Annotated in this window: 21 protein-coding genes; 12 read left to right on the top strand and 9 right to left on the bottom strand. The window is 66.6% G+C overall.

Features of this window, described 5'->3' with window-relative positions; genetic code table 11:
• Window positions 1-16: 16 nt before the first annotated feature.
• Genes ACMDW7_RS00950 through ACMDW7_RS00930 form a run of 5 tightly spaced genes read left to right on the top strand, consistent with a single transcriptional unit; the run spans window position 17 to window position 2,522 of the window.
• Window positions 17-520: a prepilin-type N-terminal cleavage/methylation domain-containing protein gene (locus ACMDW7_RS00950; protein ID WP_377305042.1), complete on the top strand. Its 504-nt coding sequence runs from the start codon at window positions 17-19 to the stop codon at window positions 518-520.
• Entirely contained in the window at window positions 517-906 is a 390-nt protein-coding gene (gspI, locus tag ACMDW7_RS00945) for a type II secretion system minor pseudopilin GspI (RefSeq protein ID WP_414859586.1), read from the top strand. Before ACMDW7_RS00950 ends, gspI begins: the two co-directional genes overlap by 4 nt.
• Window positions 903-1,544: a type II secretion system protein J gene (locus ACMDW7_RS00940; protein WP_377305038.1), complete on the top strand. Its 642-nt coding sequence runs from the start codon at window positions 903-905 to the stop codon at window positions 1,542-1,544. Before gspI ends, ACMDW7_RS00940 begins: the two co-directional genes overlap by 4 nt.
• A gap of 33 nt (window positions 1,545-1,577) precedes the next feature.
• Window positions 1,578-1,742: a twin-arginine translocation signal domain-containing protein gene (locus ACMDW7_RS00935; RefSeq protein ID WP_377305036.1), complete on the top strand. Its 165-nt coding sequence runs from the start codon at window positions 1,578-1,580 to the stop codon at window positions 1,740-1,742.
• 42 nt (window positions 1,743-1,784) lie between these two features.
• Window positions 1,785-2,522 carry a glutathione S-transferase family protein gene (locus tag ACMDW7_RS00930; protein WP_377305034.1) on the top strand — a complete coding sequence of 246 codons (738 nt, stop codon included), beginning with the start codon at window positions 1,785-1,787 and terminating at the stop codon, window positions 2,520-2,522.
• Here the strand turns inward: ACMDW7_RS00930 and fmt are convergent, their stop codons facing one another.
• Together fmt and ACMDW7_RS00920 are read right to left on the bottom strand one after the other, a co-directional pair.
• Window positions 2,523-3,491 carry a methionyl-tRNA formyltransferase gene (gene fmt, locus ACMDW7_RS00925; protein ID WP_377305072.1) on the bottom strand — a complete coding sequence of 323 codons (969 nt, stop codon included), beginning with the start codon at window positions 3,489-3,491 and terminating at the stop codon, window positions 2,523-2,525.
• A gap of 329 nt (window positions 3,492-3,820) precedes the next feature.
• Window positions 3,821-4,393: a septal ring lytic transglycosylase RlpA family protein gene (locus ACMDW7_RS00920; protein ID WP_377305032.1), complete on the bottom strand. Its 573-nt coding sequence runs from the start codon at window positions 4,391-4,393 to the stop codon at window positions 3,821-3,823.
• A 323-nt stretch (window positions 4,394-4,716) separates the two neighbouring features.
• Here ACMDW7_RS00920 and ACMDW7_RS00915 point away from each other — a divergent pair, with 323 nt between their 5' ends.
• The 5 genes from ACMDW7_RS00915 to ACMDW7_RS00895 are packed head-to-tail and all read left to right on the top strand — an operon-like array spanning window position 4,717 to window position 8,533.
• Window positions 4,717-6,393 (top strand): sensor histidine kinase, encoded by a 1,677-nt coding sequence (locus ACMDW7_RS00915; protein WP_377305030.1) that lies wholly within the window; start codon window positions 4,717-4,719, stop codon window positions 6,391-6,393.
• 50 nt (window positions 6,394-6,443) lie between these two features.
• Window positions 6,444-6,845 carry a hypothetical protein gene (locus tag ACMDW7_RS00910; protein ID WP_377305029.1) on the top strand — a complete coding sequence of 134 codons (402 nt, stop codon included), beginning with the start codon at window positions 6,444-6,446 and terminating at the stop codon, window positions 6,843-6,845.
• Between the two features lie 3 nt (window positions 6,846-6,848).
• Entirely contained in the window at window positions 6,849-7,178 is a 330-nt protein-coding gene (locus tag ACMDW7_RS00905) for a hypothetical protein (protein WP_377305027.1), read from the top strand.
• Entirely contained in the window at window positions 7,175-7,750 is a 576-nt protein-coding gene (locus ACMDW7_RS00900) for a hypothetical protein (protein WP_377305025.1), read from the top strand. The genes ACMDW7_RS00905 and ACMDW7_RS00900 overlap by 4 nt, the downstream gene beginning before the upstream one ends.
• Before the next feature lie 18 nt (window positions 7,751-7,768).
• Window positions 7,769-8,533 carry a LytR/AlgR family response regulator transcription factor gene (locus ACMDW7_RS00895; protein ID WP_377305023.1) on the top strand — a complete coding sequence of 255 codons (765 nt, stop codon included), beginning with the start codon at window positions 7,769-7,771 and terminating at the stop codon, window positions 8,531-8,533.
• 89 nt (window positions 8,534-8,622) lie between these two features.
• On the opposite strand, the gene ACMDW7_RS00890 is transcribed toward ACMDW7_RS00895, so the two are convergent.
• From ACMDW7_RS00890 to ACMDW7_RS00865, 6 genes are all read right to left on the bottom strand, one after another.
• Complete coding sequence (locus tag ACMDW7_RS00890) at window positions 8,623-10,065, bottom strand: YdgA family protein (protein WP_377305021.1); 1,443 nt, start codon at window positions 10,063-10,065, stop codon at window positions 8,623-8,625.
• A gap of 242 nt (window positions 10,066-10,307) precedes the next feature.
• Window positions 10,308-10,529, bottom strand: coding sequence for a hypothetical protein (locus tag ACMDW7_RS00885; protein ID WP_377305019.1), 222 nt, complete (start codon window positions 10,527-10,529; stop codon window positions 10,308-10,310).
• 196 nt (window positions 10,530-10,725) lie between these two features.
• A complete protein-coding gene (locus tag ACMDW7_RS00880; protein ID WP_377305017.1) occupies window positions 10,726-10,971 on the bottom strand; it encodes a hypothetical protein in 246 nt (81 codons plus the stop codon).
• 110 nt (window positions 10,972-11,081) lie between these two features.
• Complete coding sequence (locus ACMDW7_RS00875) at window positions 11,082-11,279, bottom strand: hypothetical protein (RefSeq protein ID WP_377305015.1); 198 nt, start codon at window positions 11,277-11,279, stop codon at window positions 11,082-11,084.
• Window positions 11,280-11,373: 94 nt separating this feature from the next.
• A complete protein-coding gene (locus tag ACMDW7_RS00870; protein WP_414859585.1) occupies window positions 11,374-11,616 on the bottom strand; it encodes a hypothetical protein in 243 nt (80 codons plus the stop codon).
• 189 nt (window positions 11,617-11,805) lie between these two features.
• A complete protein-coding gene (locus tag ACMDW7_RS00865) occupies window positions 11,806-12,435 on the bottom strand; it encodes a hypothetical protein (protein WP_377305012.1) in 630 nt (209 codons plus the stop codon).
• A 283-nt stretch (window positions 12,436-12,718) separates the two neighbouring features.
• Here ACMDW7_RS00865 and ACMDW7_RS00860 point away from each other — a divergent pair, with 283 nt between their 5' ends.
• Window positions 12,719-13,447: an OmpA family protein gene (locus ACMDW7_RS00860; RefSeq protein ID WP_377305070.1), complete on the top strand. Its 729-nt coding sequence runs from the start codon at window positions 12,719-12,721 to the stop codon at window positions 13,445-13,447.
• Between the two features lie 67 nt (window positions 13,448-13,514).
• Here ACMDW7_RS00860 and ACMDW7_RS00855 read toward each other — a convergent pair whose 3' ends face one another.
• Window positions 13,515-14,435 (bottom strand): M48 family metallopeptidase, encoded by a 921-nt coding sequence (locus ACMDW7_RS00855; RefSeq protein ID WP_377305010.1) that lies wholly within the window; start codon window positions 14,433-14,435, stop codon window positions 13,515-13,517.
• Window positions 14,436-14,549: 114 nt separating this feature from the next.
• Here ACMDW7_RS00855 and ACMDW7_RS00850 point away from each other — a divergent pair, with 114 nt between their 5' ends.
• A complete protein-coding gene (locus ACMDW7_RS00850) occupies window positions 14,550-16,163 on the top strand; it encodes an AmpG family muropeptide MFS transporter (RefSeq protein WP_377305008.1) in 1,614 nt (537 codons plus the stop codon).

The raw sequence follows: 16,163 nt of genomic DNA, 5'->3' as shown, positions 1-16,163 counted from the left end.
TTGAACGCAGGCGCGAATGCAACCCCGAAGCATCCGGGCCGGCGCGCGCGGCTTCACACTCATCGAGCTGCTGGTGACGATCGGCATCATGGCGCTGATCGTCTCCATGGTGTCGATCTCCGTCTCAACCGATCCCGCACAGATCCTGCGGCGTGACGCGCAGCGTCTGGCGATCTCCCTTCAGGCAGCCACGCAGGACGTCGCCGCCACCGGCAGCCCGATGCGCCTGGTGGCCAATGCCCGAGGCTGGCACTTCGAACGCCGCACCCGAACCAGCGACGACCCCGCCGAACTGACCCGTACGCGCTGGACCGAGGTCAACCCAGCGGACGGGGGCGCACTCGCGCCCTACGAACTGAAGGCCGAGGAAGCACGCCTGCTGGTGCCCGGCGGCGCACTGCTGCTGTCCGGCGAGCCGTACGCGCAACGCATCGAGGCACGGCTGGAAAGCCCCTCGGCACGGATCACGGTCGTGCAGGAAGGCACGCGCGTGCCGGCCCGCATCGAGTCGATTCAATGATGCTGCTCGGTTCAAGCCGCACCGTACGCGGCTTCACCTTGATCGAAGTGCTGGTGGCCCTGGCGATCGTCGCGCTTGCCTTGCTGGCCGGCCTGCGCGCAGCCGGGCAACTGGGCGAGAACACGCGCGCCCTGAACATCCGCACCATGGCCCTGTGGTCTGCTGACAACCGTCTCGCCGAAATTCGCCTCAGTGGTGCGCAGCCCGTGGTGGGCACGCGCAACTTCCCCTGCCCGCAGGCCGATCAGGTCTTCGAGTGCGAAGAGCGCGTGACCCAGACGCCCAACCCCTTCTTCGTGCGCGTGGAAGTGAGCGTGTTCGACAACGCCGCACGCAATCAGGAACTGGCGATGCTCTCCACTGTCGTTGGGCGGGCGCGGCAATGAACCTCGTTCAGCGCACGCGTGGCTTCACGCTCATCGAGCTGCTGGTGGCGCTCACCATCCTCGCGATGATGTCGCTCATGGCCTGGTACGGGCTGGACGGCGTGATTCGCTCGCGGGCGCAGTCCCAGTCCGACGCGGATCGGCTGGCGCGCATGGCGGCGGCGCTCGACCAGCTGGCCGCAGACGCCCGCGCCGCAAGCGACCTGGGCACCGAGGGCGTCTTCATGCTGGCCGACGGCCTGCAGATCACGCGCAACACCACCCTGGCCGATGGCCGTAGCGAGACCGTCATCGCCCGCTGGGAAGTGCTGGACGGCGCACTCATTCGCACCCTGCTGCCTCTACCCAGCAACGCCGCGGGCGCTGCAGCCAGCACAAGCGTCGCAACGGGCGGCAACTCGACGCCGCAGCCGATTTCCGTAGAGAGTGCCGGCCCCACCATTGTGCGCCTGGAAGCCATGACCGGCCTGCAGGCCTTTGATGTCCGCGTGTTTGCCGCCGGGCGCTGGTGGTCTCGCCAGGACTGGGCCCAGGCCCGGCTGGAGAACCGGCTGCCCGCGCCGCTTCAAGGGCTGGGCGTGAAGCTGCAGTTGCCGCAGGGCGAAGTGCAACGCACCCTTGTGCTGGCCGGGCAGTAGACGGGCCCACCCTTAACCGCGAACCTTGCACCCATGGCCAACGCCCCTGCCCGCATCTCGCGCCGCACGCTGCTGCAGGGCGCGAGCTGGGCCGCGCTGGCCGCGGTGCTCGGCCTGACCTTTGCCGCCTACTTCAACCCTGCTCTGCGCGTGGAACTGTCCAACTTCTGGGCAATGTGCGTAAGCGCCTTGAAGTAGCACTGCACGCCGCCCGAATGCCAACCCCTTGCCGGAGACGCCATGGCCCAGGCCGCTGCCACGCCCGCACTCACGCTCGTCTCGCACGACCTGTGCCCCTACGTGCAGCGCGCGGCCATCGTGCTGCTGGAGAAGAAACAGATCTTCGAGCGCCGCTGGATCGATCCGGCTAACAAACCCGAATGGTTCCGCGCCATCTCGCCGCTGGGCAAGACGCCGGTGCTGCTGGTGGGGAACACGCCGCTGTTCGAGAGCACGGTGATCTGCGAGTACCTTGACGACACGCTCACGCCGCGCCTGCATCCGGCCGATGCGCTCGCTCGCGCGCAGCATCGCGCATGGATGGAGTTCGGCAGCGCGCTTTTGAACAGCATTGCCGGCTTCTACAGCGCGCATGATCAGGAGGCGCTGGAGAAGAAGCGCACCGAGATCGCCGAGCGCCTCACGCAGCTGGAGGTGGAACTGGGTCAGCGGGCGTCCGTCGGCGCGCACGGGCCCTTCTTTGCCGGTGGCGGCTTCTCGATCGTGGACGCTGTGTTCGGTCCGATCTTTCGCTATTTCGAGGTGTTCGATCAGTTCTCGAACTTTGGCTGGACGGCGGGGCTGCCGCGCACCGACGCCTGGCGCCGTGCCCTGGCCGCGCGGCCCTCGGTGCAGCAGGCGGTGGTGCCGGACTATGCGCAGCGTCTGCTGGCCTTCATCGAGCGCAAGAACTCGGCGCTGACGACCGTGCTGCGTGCCCGGGCTGCGGCCCAGACCGCGGACGCACCGGCGCCCTGATCACGCCGCATTCGCAGCTGTGGAGCCGAAGCGGGCGCCTGGGCCCACGCCGGCGGCGCGTGCCCATTCACCTGCATCCTGCCGCTTGCCGCCCGCCCGCTGAACTTCAAGCACTTCGATGGCACCCTCGCCACAGGCCACCACAAAGCTGTGCTTGCCGCAGGCGAGGAGCTCTCCGGGTGCGCCGGACAGGGGTACGACGCTCGCGCGCCAGAGCTTGATTTCCTGATCGGAAAAACGCGCGATGCAGCCGGGAAAGGGGTCGAAGGCGCGCATGCGGCGCTCGATGGCGGCGGCGCTCTGGGTCCAGTCGATCGGCGCTTCATCCTTGCGGATCTTTTCGGCGTAGGTCACGCCTTCGGTGGGTTGCGCCACCGGGGTGATGCGCCCCGCGACGATACCCGGCAGGTCGCGCACGATCATGAAGGCGCCCAGGTCGGCCAGCCGATCATGCAGGCTGCTGGTGGTGTCCGTGGGCGTGATGGCGGTGCGTTCGATCGTGAGCATGGCGCCGGTGTCCAGGCCCGCATCCATCTGCATGAGCGTGATGCCGGTTTCGGCATCGCCCGCCTCGATCGCCCGGTGGATCGGCGCGGCGCCGCGCCAGCGCGGCAGCAGGCTGCCGTGCAGGTTCACGCAGCCGGCGCGCGGCAGATCCAGCACCCACTGCGGCAGGATCAGCCCGTAGGCCGCCACCACCATCACGTCGGGCGCGGCATCGAGGAGGGCCGCATGTGCGGTGGCGGCCTCATCTGGGTACTTGCCGTCCAGACGCAGACTGCGCGGCTGGGCCACGGCCACGCCGGCGGCGAGCGCGACCTCCTTGACCGGGCTGGCCGTGAGCTTCATGCCGCGCCCGGCGGGGCGATCCGGCTGGGTGAGTACCAGCGGCACCTGCGCCCCGGCCGCGAGCAGGGCCTTGAGCGCCGCAGCGGCGAACTCCGGCGTGCCGGCAAAGGCCACGCGCAGGCCGGACAGTTCGGGCAGGGCGAGCGTCTTGGGCCCTGGGTCGGAAGATGCGGCTGAAGAGGCGGCGGACATGGATTCAGGGGCGGGCGGCTGCCCAAGCCGGGGCGGCTGAAGGCGAGTGCGTGGGAGGGATTCTGTCACGCGGCGCAGAAGGCACGCCGAGGAGCGCGGAGCGTGGGTGCCCGGAGAGGTGCATCCACGCTTTATTCATTCATTTTCGGACTGAATTTTTTGTTTAATTGATATGCCACTTCTCGCGCATCAGACATGCGGAAAGCCGGGTTTAAATGATTGAAAATAAATCAATTTTGGCCAGATGATCGTAACCGCTAGCGTGCCAAGACCCGCTCGACAATGACCTCGGCCTCGCCCTGATTGATGAAGCCGAGCTGCGCAGCGGCGGTCCAGGTCAGGTCGATCACGCGGCCGGCTTTGAAGGGACCGCGATCATTCACCCGCACGATCACGCTGCGCCCGTTAGCGACGTTCGTCACGCGCGCATAGCTGGGCAGCGGCAGGGTGCGGTGCGCGGCGGTCATGCCGTACATGTCGTAGATCTCCCCGCTGGCGGTGCGATTGCCGTGGAACTTGCGGCCGTACCAGCTGGCCAGCCCGCGCTCGCGGAAGGGTGCGTCGCCCACGCGGGGGGTGTAACGCTGGCCGAGGACTTCGTAGGGCTTGTTCGGGCCGCGGGCCTCGCGGGCGGCGGGTTCGTCGCGCGGCACGGCACTCGGGATGCTGGCCCAGTTGGCGGGCGGCTTATCGCCGGGGCCGTCGGTGGCGGGGCGCTTGGGTGCGCTGCTGCAGGCCGCCAGGGTGAGCGCCAGCGCGGCGAGACTCAGGGCACGCGCGAAGCGCGCGGCGGCGGGCTGGCGCAGCGGCCGTGGCAAGAGCAGGGGCATGGCTGCGGATTATCGCGGCGCGGTTGCCGAACTCGCACCCGGGCGCACCCTAGCGGCCCGTGGGAGCGACGCGCACGCACGCGGCCGGGATGCCCCAAGTTGGCCGGGGCTTCGGCCGTCGCTCAGGCCGCGCCTTGGGCCGCTGCTTCGGTCGCCTCTTCGGCCACCTATTCGGCTGCCGCTTCGGCCGAAAGTGAACAAGCCCGCAGACCGCGCAGCACCGCCGCCACGGGCTGGGCCGCCGCTGTGCGCCCTGAGTCGCCCTTTCTGCAGTCTGTCGCAGGTCGCGCGCCAGCCGGGAACAGCTGGGGAACAATGCGTCCATGAACTTCATTTCCAGACTCTTCACGGCGGTGCGGGACTTCTGGCGCAAATTCGGCGCCGGTTACGCCAGCCGGCAGACCTTTGCGCTGGGCCGCGGCTACAACCGCCTGGCGCTGTGGCTCACGGCCGTCACCTGGAAGCGCCTGTTTGTCATCGGCATCCTGTTCCTGATCCTGTCCAGCCTGATGTCCAGCGTACTGGACGACCTCTTCAGCGGCCGACCCATCCGCCCGCTGGTGGAAGTGAATAACCCGCAGAAGAAGCCGATGACCATCGTCATCGAGGCCGATCCGACCGGCGTGCGCGTGCGCTCCAGTGAAGACCCGCCCATGCCCAAGCCCCCCAAGGCACCGCAGGCCCCTAAGCCGCCGATGCCTCCGGTGGTGATCACCAAGGACGGCGTAAGCATTCCTGCCGACCCGAGTGCGCCGAATCGCCCACCGATCGTCATCAACAAGGACGGCATCAAGGTCGGCAAGGATGGCGAGATCGTCAAGATCGACCGTGAGGGCATCGTTATCCAGCCTGAAAACGCGGAAAAGCTCGCCGAGCTGGACCGCGTAGGCCACGCCTCCATGGACGAGGTTACGAAGATCCTTGAAGAGCCCGCGAAGCACAGCGAGGCCGTGCTGGGCCGCGCCGCCGAGCGCCTGGCCGAGCTGGCCACCATCGAGGCCATGGAGAGCCTGCCTCTCGAGGAACGCGGCGAGGTGGTGCTCGAGAAAGATGGCCTGACAGTGCGCGTGGACAAGCGCGGCGAGCTGCCCGCCGACTTTGACTCGATCATCAAGGACATCACCCAGGGCATCGAGGAGGGCTTCTCGGGCAAGAACCCCAACATCAAGATCAACAACCAGGAGCCGCGCAAGTTCTGGCTGGCCCGCTCGCTGACCGACATCGTGATCATCCTGATCGCGGCGCTGATCACGCTCAAGGTCATCCTCAACACCCAGCGCAAGGCCGAAGTGAAGGTCGCCGCTGCGCAGAGCGTGGCCCAGGCCGCACAGGAAGAGAGCGAGCGCGAGGCGCTGAAGCGCCAGCTCGTTGAAGCCAAGCTGGTCACCCTGCAGGCCCAGGTCGAACCGCACTTCCTGTTCAACACCTTGGCCAGCGTGGACCACCTCATCGAGGTGGATCCCAAGCGCGCCAGCCAGATGCAGAAGAACCTGATCCAGTACCTGCGCGCCGCCATGCCCCACATGCGCGACACCACCAGCAACATGGGTCGCGAGGCCGTGCTCGTGGAGAGCTACCTGAAGATCCTGCAGTTCCGCATGGAAGAACGCCTGACCTACACGGTGGACATCCCCGCCGGCCTGCGTACTGCAGAAGTCCCTCCGATGATGCTGCTTTCCCTGGTGGAGAACTGCATCAAGCACGGCCTGGAGCCCAAGCCCGAAGGCGGCCACATTGACGTGAAGGGCGAGATTGCCGACGGCAAGCTGCGCGTGACTGTGAGCGACACCGGCCTGGGCTTCAAGGAGGGCATGGTGCCCACGAGCGGCACGGGCGTGGGCCTGTCCAACATCCGCGAGCGCCTGGCCATGCTGTACGGCGGCGGTGCGAGCTTCACCATCGGCACGGGTGAGATCAATGGCCAGCCCGGCGGCACGCGTGCCGTGATCGAGATCCCCTACCGGCTGGCGGACGTACGCAGCAACGCCAGTGCCGTCTGAACACCGTCTCACCACCACACAAGAACCCACCTACCTTCAGGGAGCCCGCCATGAAACGGATCGCCAAGTTCAGTCTCATCACCTTTCTTGTGCTCATCGGTCTGACCTTCGTCAGCGCCGTGCTGACCATGAGCTTTGCATCGATGTTGCCCGCGGATGTCACCATCACCACCCTGGGTGACGGCGTCAGCGTGTCGGAGATTCCCAGCCTGGGCGTCCTCGCCTGGGTCTTCGCACTGCTTGCAGTGTGGTTCGCCTATTTCGTCGCCCTGTGTGCCGTGGGTTTTGCGATGTTCGTGACTGCCGGCATCCTCGTGTTCACTGCCTTCATCATGCTCTCGCCCTTCATCCTGATCGGGCTGATCGTGTGGTTCATCATGCGCCGCAAGCCGGCGGCACCCGCGCCGCCGGCTCCGGCCATCGATACACCTCCCGCCGGCGCCGGGGCCTGATCCGTGACTGACAGGGAGCAGCCTGCGGGCAGCAAGCTCACGCGCATCCTGCTGATGCTGATCGGCGCAACCGTCGCGTTGATGGTGATCCAGAACGTGGAGTTGCTGATCAACGGCGTGCGCTACTTCACGGAATCCGGCGTCAAGCTGGTATTCAGCGTGATCAAGGTACCCTTCGTGGGCGCGGCCGGTCTGCTGGAGCTGGCGCTGGAGGTCCTGCTGTTCGGGCTGGTGATGCTGATCCTGTTCGCCCCCGTATGGGTCGTCATGCTCGTCATGCGCCGCCGCAAGCGCCTGCACGCGCGCGCAGACCTGCCCAAGGAGACCCAATGAGCGCCATGAAGCGCTGGCGCGGCCGGGCTGCGGCCGCTACAAGTCTGGCTGCCACCGCGGCGCTTGCGCTGACCCTGCTGCTGGTGGGTGGCACCGTTCTGTTCAAGCCCTGGCTGCCGGAGCAACTGTGCATCGGCGCGATGATCAGCACTGGCGCGCAGCCCGCTGCTGCGGGATCGGCTGGGCCCGCTGACCCGGGTCGAGGCACCATGCTGCACCTTGAGATTGGCGGCGCGAACCGCGCAGTCGATACCCTCAGCCTGGGTGCCTTCTGGATCGAAGACCTGCGCCGGCAGACCTGCCTGCCGCTGACGCAGATCATGAGCACCCAGCCGCTGCTGTTCGCGGCCATGCTGGGCCTGTACTTCGGCAGCTTCTTTCTGCTGCTCTGGATCTTCATGGTGGTGATGCCAGGGGTGCTGGCGCTCGGACTGGCCCTGGGCCTCGCCGGCATTCTGATCGGCGCGGTGGCGCTTGTGGGTGTGGTGGCCCTGCCTGCCGCTCCGCTGCTGATCTTGCTATGGTGGCTGTTGCGCAAGCCGGCGCAAGCTGCCCCGCCACCCGCACCCTGACGAAAAAAGGAGCCCCGATTGCCCACCGCCATCATTGCGGATGACGAGCGCCTGATGCGCGACCAGATCCGCCTGCGTCTGTCTGAAGTCTGGCCTGAGCTCGAGGTGCTGGCCGAGGCCAAGAACGGCATGGAAGCCGTGGAGCTGGTCAACGAGCACGCACCGCAGATCGCATTTCTCGACATCCGTATGCCGGGCATGACTGGCATCGAAGCTGCGAGCCTGATTCAGCAAGCGCGCCCGGACTGCCACCTCGTATTCGTCACGGCCTATGACGAATACGCCGTCAGCGCCTTTGAGCGCGGCGCGGTGGACTATGTGCTCAAGCCGGCGGAAGCAGCGCGTCTGGCCACCACCGTGGAGCGTCTCAAGCAGCGCCTGGGTGGCGCGGGCCAACCTCCTGCGCTCAACGATCTGCTCAGCCAGCTCAAGCTCGCAATGAGCGGCGGCAAGAAGGAGTACCTCAAGTGGATCCAGGCCACGGTGGGCGCGCAGCTGCGCCTGATTCCCGTGGAAGACGTGCTCTTCTGCATCAGCGACGAGAAGTACACCCGCGTGCAGACCGAGAAGTTCGAGGCGCTGATCCGCAAGCCCATCAAGGAACTGGTCGACGAGCTCGACCCGGACCTGTTCTGGCAGATCCATCGCTCCACACTCGTGAACGCCCGCAAGATCGCCGGTGTGGTGAATGACGACCGCGGCCACAAGATTGTCAGCGTCGTCGGTCACCCGGAAAAGCTGGAGGTAAGCCGCAGCTATCTCGGCCTGTTCAAGCAGATGTGAGGCGCATGGCATCGCGCCCATTGAAAAGGCCCGGATGATCCGGGCCCTTTTGTTTGCTGCCCCGCGCAGTGCGAGGCAATTCCTGAGGCTTAGCTGCCGCGTGCAGCGCCCGCTGGCGCGCCACCAAAGGGCAGCGGCACCGGCTGGCCATTGAGCGTGGCCTTGCCGGCTGCGAAGTTGAAGTCCGCCTTGAGCAGCTCACCTTCGCGCTTCACGAGACCCTGGGCAGAGAGCTGGTCCAGCATCATCGGCAGCTGCTGCGCCTGTGCCGGCGCCACGCTGGCAGCAATCTCTTCCACCCAGGCCAGCGGCAGGCTGGCGCTGGCCTTGACCACGCCCTTGCCCATGAAGACCATCATCGGCGGCGCCTTGAGATCTTCATCCGTCACGCCCTGCGTGGAGACGGAATAGCTGATCACGCCTTCCTTGCCCTTGTACGTGGCTGCCATCTTGTCCACGGCGTATTCCGGGTTATGCGGCAGCAGGCCCTTGAGCAGGTCGATCATCGGTGCCAGCACGGCCTGCGGGTCCTGCGCTTCGCCCGGTTTCGGGCAGGCGTAGGCCTGCTTCATGAAGGCCTGCATGCCCTTCTCGTAGCTGGGCGCGTGCAGGCGCCGCATGCCGCCGGCGAACTCGATCTTGTCGATCTTCACGTCATTGACCTGCATCGCACCGCTCATGCTCACGATGCTGGCGGCCAGATCCTTGTCCAGCGAGGCGTCGGACTTGAACTTGAGTGCAGTCATGCTCACGCTCACCGGCTGGCCCGGGCGCGGCATGCCAGCGGCGGCGCGCGCCATCGAGGGTGCGGCCTTGAAGCTGATGCTGTCGATGCCGCCTTCGGTCGTGCCGACGGAAAGGAACATGTAGTCGCCCGGGCGCTGTGTCTTGCCGGCCATGCGCAAGCCGCTCATCGTGAGCTCGCCACCGTCCTTGGGGCTCTTCACGCTCAGGCTGGGAGCCCTGGCTTCAAAGGTGGTGCTGCGCCCGGTGAAGTCGCTGCCGCTGAAGGTTCCGGCGAGACCGTCCCAGGCCACCACGCTGCCATCCGGGGCAGTGAAACCGGCCTTGGGGCTTTCGAAGCTGCCCTTGGTGCCCCCGCCATAACTGACAACGGTGCTGCTCTTGAGCAGCGGCTGCCCGCCAAAGGCCTTCTCGACCTCGGCCTTGCCCTCGCTCGCCAGGCGCACTTCGGTCTGGACACGGGCCAGAGCTGCAGCTGAGAAGCCGGGCAGCGGGCCGTGCTGGATGGTGTCGGTCACCGTGAAGCGGATCGGCTTGCTGCCGCCCTGACCGTCCGGACCAGCCGGCGTCTCGCAGCCGACCTCGATAGTGGCGGTATGTGTGGCCGACATCCAACCCTTGTCGTAGCGCTGCTCCACCAGACGGATGAAGGGCAGCTGCTGGAACACGCGGGCATACGCGCCCTGCACCTCGCCCTGCACCTTGCCGCCAATGATTGCCGGCCCTCCGGCCAGCGCAGCCACCACCACAGCGGCCACGCCGCCCCCGATCACGATCCCTTTGTTCACGTCAGCTCCCTGATGCAGGCCTTCCGGGCCATCAAACGCATCAGTCTAGGTGCCACGGTCTCGCTGATCGATGCGCACGCCTCCCGCATGCAAGGGATGCGGGCCGATCCTCGGACGCCGGGCGAAAAAAAGGCGCCACGGGTTGCGTGGCGCCTTGAAAAGACTGCGTCCCGGGTTCCGGGCGCTCGCAGGATCGGAGTGAGGGCTGCGAGCCGGCAGTCGAGGGGACGGGTTGACCCTGCTCAGCCGGGCGTGCGCGCCTGGCTGCGAAGCGCATCATGGCGCTCGGCTTCGGCAAGCATGGCCTTGCGAGACACCACGACTTCAACGCGGTCGAGCTTCACGACTGCGTCCGTTCGGGGCGGCTCTGCGGGGCGGCTAGGCATCAGGGCCGTGGCCAGGCTGAAGGCCGCGACGGCCAGCAGCACCGGGACGGTGTAGTACTTGAATGTGGTCGATTTCATAGTTCACTCCTTGGTCTTTTATGTTTTGCCGGTTGCGCTGATTCGCTCCCGGCAGATGACGCGATGTAGCGTCGATGGATTGCATTGTGGGCAGTGTCGGTGCAGCTCGCCTCCGGTTTGCGATGAAGCGACGGATTGGGCGCGTGAACTGCCTGCAGCGCGCACAAACCTGCTGGGCTTCATCGCCACCCTGGGTCTACAGCCGCGTGGTTTCACGCAACACGGCAACAATCTCGCCGTCCTCGTAGACCACGCCGACCTCGCGTCCTTCAAGCCGGGCGACGCCGAACTCGCGGCGCGCAGCTGCGCCATGCTCGGTACGCGGCGCGTGGATCACCGCAATGCGTGCGAGCACTCGGGCGGCGCCGTGCAGGAGCACGGCCACAACGAGCACGAGCGGCCGCGTGCGGCTACCGACGGGGATGGAATGGATTCTGGACATGGCGCTTCTCCTTGCGGGCTGTGCACCTGCGGCGCTTCGCGGTGCACTCGTTCGAACAAACCGGGTGTTGGGTCTTCATGGCTGGGCCTGGGTTGATCTACGGCAGTGGCTCATGACTGATTGATCAGTGCGCACAGCTGGCGCTTGGCGGCCTGGCGCTCGCCGCCACCGGAGCGCCCATGGGCGCCGGCTTTGCGGACCAACGCTGCAGCAACCAGCGGATTGCGCGGCGCCTGAACGGGGAGCGCAATCGAAAAGCTGCGTGCAGACGCGGACGAGCGCGGGGCAGAGGTCTGGGTGGTCTTCATGGCCGTTCTTTCCTTCAATTCGGTCGGGCACAGAAACAAAAAGGGCCCGGTCTTTTCAGCACCGGGCCCCGGATGGGAAGCGGATGGGACGCGTTCAGCTGCGTCTGCATTCCGGCTTGCGCCATGGCCCGGGGCTCGGGCGAGTGATGTCTTGACTGACGACTGCCAGCACAAAGGCACGGCCGCCGGCTTGATTCAGGGTCTTGCCCAGCGCAGCTGCACCACGCGACGTCCGCATTGCGAACCGCAGCGCGCCGGATGCGTTGGCAGGCGCGACGCAGGCGTCCGCCGCAAACGCGGGTGTGGGCTTGGCATACAGGCGCATCAGCACGGGCACGGACTCCTTGTGGCTAGGGGTTAAGGGGCAAACGGAAAATCGTTGGTGTGGGCGGGAGGCAACTTCACCTCAAGGGCTGGAACTTCAGCCTGCTGTGGGCCGCGCTGCGCCTCAAGGCACTACGCAGCGCACGACACCGCACACCATGCCTCGCATGATAAACGTTTATTTATCTTGCGCAAGAACTTTTTATCGTCTGCGCTTAAGCGGCGTGATGCCTTGTTGGCTTTTTGCAAAGTCCAGGTCCGCGCTGGGCGGCCCGGACGGGAGTGTTGCAACCGGCGGCCGCGACGCGCTGCCCAGGTTTGGCAGAGGTGGTTGCGGCGGCGTGGCCCGCTCCCCGTGCGGCATTTCCGCGTCCGGGCTGACGAGCACCTCGGACAAGAGTTCCAGCAGGCGGGTCTTGGCCCGCTGCGGGTTCCGGCGGTAGTAGGTGATCACGAGCCCGAGGATGAACCGCTCGTCATCGTCGCGGGCGGCATAGGCGTCCTGGGGCGGCGGGGCGGCGGCCGGCTTAGTCGCCACCACGTTGGATGCAGGCTCCGGGCGCACCAGGCCGTGCGGCGTATCCATCCAGCCGAAGGGCTTGCCGGCCAGCTGCTCGAACTGTCTCGCCAGGCGCTCGCCGATCTGGCGCGAGCGGCTCTTGATCTGGCTCCAGTAGCTCGGCTGGATCTGCATGCGCTCGGCGAAGCGTCGCTCCAGCCCGCGCAGGGTGGTGGCGTCCGGATGGCTGACGGTCTTGGCGACGAACTCGTCAAACAAGCGCAGGGCGTTGTCCAGACGGACTTGCGCCAGGTCGAAGGGGCGGACGCTCAAGATGGCAGGCCGGGTGAAAGCAAAACGCCCGCGCTGAGCGGAAATGCGACGCGGGCTTATGCGAATGATAAAGGTTCAAGCATCAGCTGGGGGCACACGCTTGACCGTCAAGGACAGAAACGTTTGCTGACCAGGCGGCATGTTTCAGCTTGAAAAGCCGGAAACCTTGCGGCCGACCAGCCATCCAATTGCACCGGTGGCGCGTCAGGCTGCGGCATCATGAGCTTGAAGCGCTGCTTCATTTCCACCGAAGACTTCACCACCCACAACAACGATGACGCACATGCACGCACTCACACAACACGCCTCCGCCCCGATCCGGACCACGCCCCGCTTGCGCCTGCTGGTGCTGGCGGCCCTGAGTACCACGCTCGCGTTCACAGGCTGCGCGAACATGAGCGACCAGCAGCGCTCGGCCGCCACGGGCGCGGCCATCGGCACGGCCGCAGGCGCCCTACTGGGTCGCGCCACGGCCGGCGGCGATCGTGCTGGCAGCACGAGGACGGGTGCCGTGATCGGCGGCATCGCTGGTGCGGCCGGCGGCTACATCTGGAGCCAGCGCATGGCCAAGCAGAAGGCCGACATGGAGCGCGCGACGCAGGGCACAGGCGTGGGCGTGACGCAGACGCCGGACAACCAGCTCAAGCTGGACATTCCCAGCGACATCTCCTTCGCAGTGAACCGTGCGGACGTGGAAAGCAACTTCCGCCCGATCCTGGACCGCTTTGCCGCGTCGCTCAAGGAGCACCCGGACACCGAGATCCGCATCGTCGGCCATACCGACAACACCGGGTCCGATGCGATCAACAACCCGCTGTCGCAGCGCCGCGCGGACAGCACGCGCGACTACCTTGTGGATCGTGGCGTGGCCCCGCGCCGCATCCAGACTGCCGGGCGTGGCGAGCGCGAGCCGATTGCCGACAACAGCACCGATGCGGGCCGCGCCAAGAACCGCCGCGTGGAGATCTATATCGCCGAGCCGGCCCAGGCCGCGGCTGCACCGGCGCGCTGAATTCGGCACGCGCCAAAGCAAAGGGGCTGGATCGACCAGCCCCTTTTTCATGCGCCCTGCATCTGCCTCAGGCCTGAAGCGATGCGCCGAGCAGGCTCACGGGTGGAATATTCGGGAAGTTGGACGTATAGGGCGGCAGCTTGTCGGGCGTGGTGTTGCGCGTCTGGGCATACAGCGGCATCACCTGCGGCAGGCGGCGCTTGATCTCGGCTATGCGGTTTTCGCCGGCCGGGTGAGTGGACAGCCACTGCGGTGGCGAGCCCCCGGCCGCCAGAGCCATCTTCTGCCAGAGCACCACGCCCGCGCGCGGGTCGAAACCCGCGCGCGATGCGAGGTCCAGCCCAACCACATCGGCTTCCGTTTCGTCCTCGCGCGAGTTCCTGTTCGCAAGCAGGTTGGCGCCGACATCGACGCCCAGACGGCCGAGATCACCTAGCCCGAAGATGCTCGTGATCGCTGAGGCACCTAACGACATCCCGGCCTGCTTGGCCAGGCGCTCTCGCGCATGCTCACGCAACGCGTGCGCCACCTCGTGGCCCATGATGATGCCCACCTCGTCGTCCGTGAGCTTGAGTTTGTCCAGAATCCCCGTGTAGAAGCCGATCTTGCCGCCGGGCATGCAGAAGGCATTGATCTGCGGCGAGTTGAACACCTGCACCTCCCATGGCCATTGACGAGCCCGGTCATTCCAGCGCGGCGCGAAGGGCAGCATGCGCTTTGCAATCGCATCGAGCCGTTGGGTCTGGGGGTGATCGCGCGGCAGAAGGGCGCCCTGGGTGCGTGCAGCATTCGTCATCTGCGCGAACTGCTGCGCGCCCATCTTTTCCACCTGCGCAGCCGAGACGAGCTTGGTCCACCTAGAGCGCTCGCCCACACCCTGCACGCCGTCACCCTGGGCAGGTGCATTCTGCTGGGCAAAGGCGCCCGTGCAGAACAGGCCTGCGCAGCCCAGGCAGAAGGCGCGGCGATTCATTCCGTACTTGTCCATGGATGCGATCAGTCTGAGGAGTGAGTTCTTGCGGGAATAATAGGACCGCATGGCTTGCGTGTCGGTTCCAGCGCGGCCCGAGTTCGATTTCACCCCTCACCTCACCGACAGCGCATGCCCCCTGAAGCGCCCGCAACCTCCCCTGCCCCCTCGGCGCCCCGCTCCTGGCTCGCCACACTCAAGGTCTACACCGAGCCGGTGGTGCTGCGCATGCTCCTGCTGGGCTTCTCCGCCGGGCTGCCGCTGCTGCTGGTGCTCGGTACTCTGGGTTTCTGGCTGCGTGAAGCGGGCATCGATCGCAAGACCATCGGCTACCTGAGCTGGGTGGGCCTGGCCTATGGCCTGAAGTGGGCCTGGGCGCCCCTGGTGGACCGGCTGCCTCTGCCCATCCTGACGCGCGTGCTGGGGCAGCGGCGCAGCTGGCTGCTGTTCGCGCAGCTTGCGATCATGGGCGGGCTGATCGGCATGGCGATGAGTGACCCCACCGTCGCGCTGCGCCCGATCGTGATCTGCGCGCTGATGGTGGCCTTTGCCTCGGCCACGCAGGACATTGCATTGGATGCCTTCCGTATCGAGTCTGCCGAGACCGACAAGCAGGCGGCATTGGCGGCCGCCTACCAGACGGGTTATCGCCTCGCGATGATCTGGGCCGGTGCCGGCGTGCTCTGGATTGCCGCCGGCATCACCGAAGGCGCCAAGGGCTACATCTACGCCGGCTGGCAGGGCGCCTACGTGGTGATGGCCGCAAGCATGCTGGTGGGCGTGATCATCACCCTGGCCAGCCGCGAGCCGGCGCCGCGGGATCTGGAAGCCGAGCGGGCGGAGCGCCAGACCGTGGCACAGACCTTCAGCACGCAAGGCATCGTGTTCAGCTGGCCGCTGCTGCTGGCGATGATCGGCGTGGGCGGCCTGCTCGTGACCATGGCGCGCGTGACCCTGGGCAGCGCCACGATGGCCGAGTTTCTGGTGTTTGCCGGCTGCGCGGCGGTGGGCTTCGTCGGGCTGGACCGCCGCTGGGGCACCGGTGCGCCGCTGCGTCTGCCGGCGCCAGGTGCGATCACGCCGCTGCTGGCACACATGAACCTGTCGGCCTACCGGCCCTTTGCGGACTTCATCGTGCGCAATGGCCGCCATGCGCTGCTGATCCTCGCGCTCATTGCGATCTACCGCATCAGCGACGTGGTCATGGGCATCATGGCCAACCCCTTCTATGTGGACATGGGCTACACCAAGGAGGAAGTGGCTGCGGTCTCCAAGGTGTACGGGCTCATCATGACGCTGGTGGGCGGCTTCGTGGGCGGCGCGCTGGCCCTGCGCTTTGGCGTGCTGCGCGTGCTGTTTCTCGGCGCGGTGCTCTCGGCGCTGACCAATCTGCTGTTCAGCTGGCTGGCCACGCGTGGCCATGACGTGACTGCGCTGATCTGGGTGATCTCGGCGGACAACCTGGCCAGCGGCATGGCCGGCGCGGCCTTCATCGCTTATCTGTCCAGCCTGACCAACCTGCAGTACTCCGCCACGCAGTACGCGCTGTTCTCCAGCATCATGCTGCTGCTGCCCAAGTACGTGGCCGGCTTCTCCGGCGCCTTCGTGGACGCCTACGGCTACGTGACCTTCTTCAACAGCACGGCGGCGCTGGGCGTGCCGGTGCTGATCCTGATCCTGCTGGCCATGCGCTATCACCCGAACAAGGCTGCAGACCCGCGCACCGACACCCCCAAGGAGACCTGA

The organism is Piscinibacterium candidicorallinum (genome assembly GCF_047549485.1).
Lineage (GTDB): Bacteria > Pseudomonadota > Gammaproteobacteria > Burkholderiales > Burkholderiaceae_C > Piscinibacterium > Piscinibacterium candidicorallinum.
This window is presented reverse-complemented; position numbering and strand designations above follow the sequence as displayed.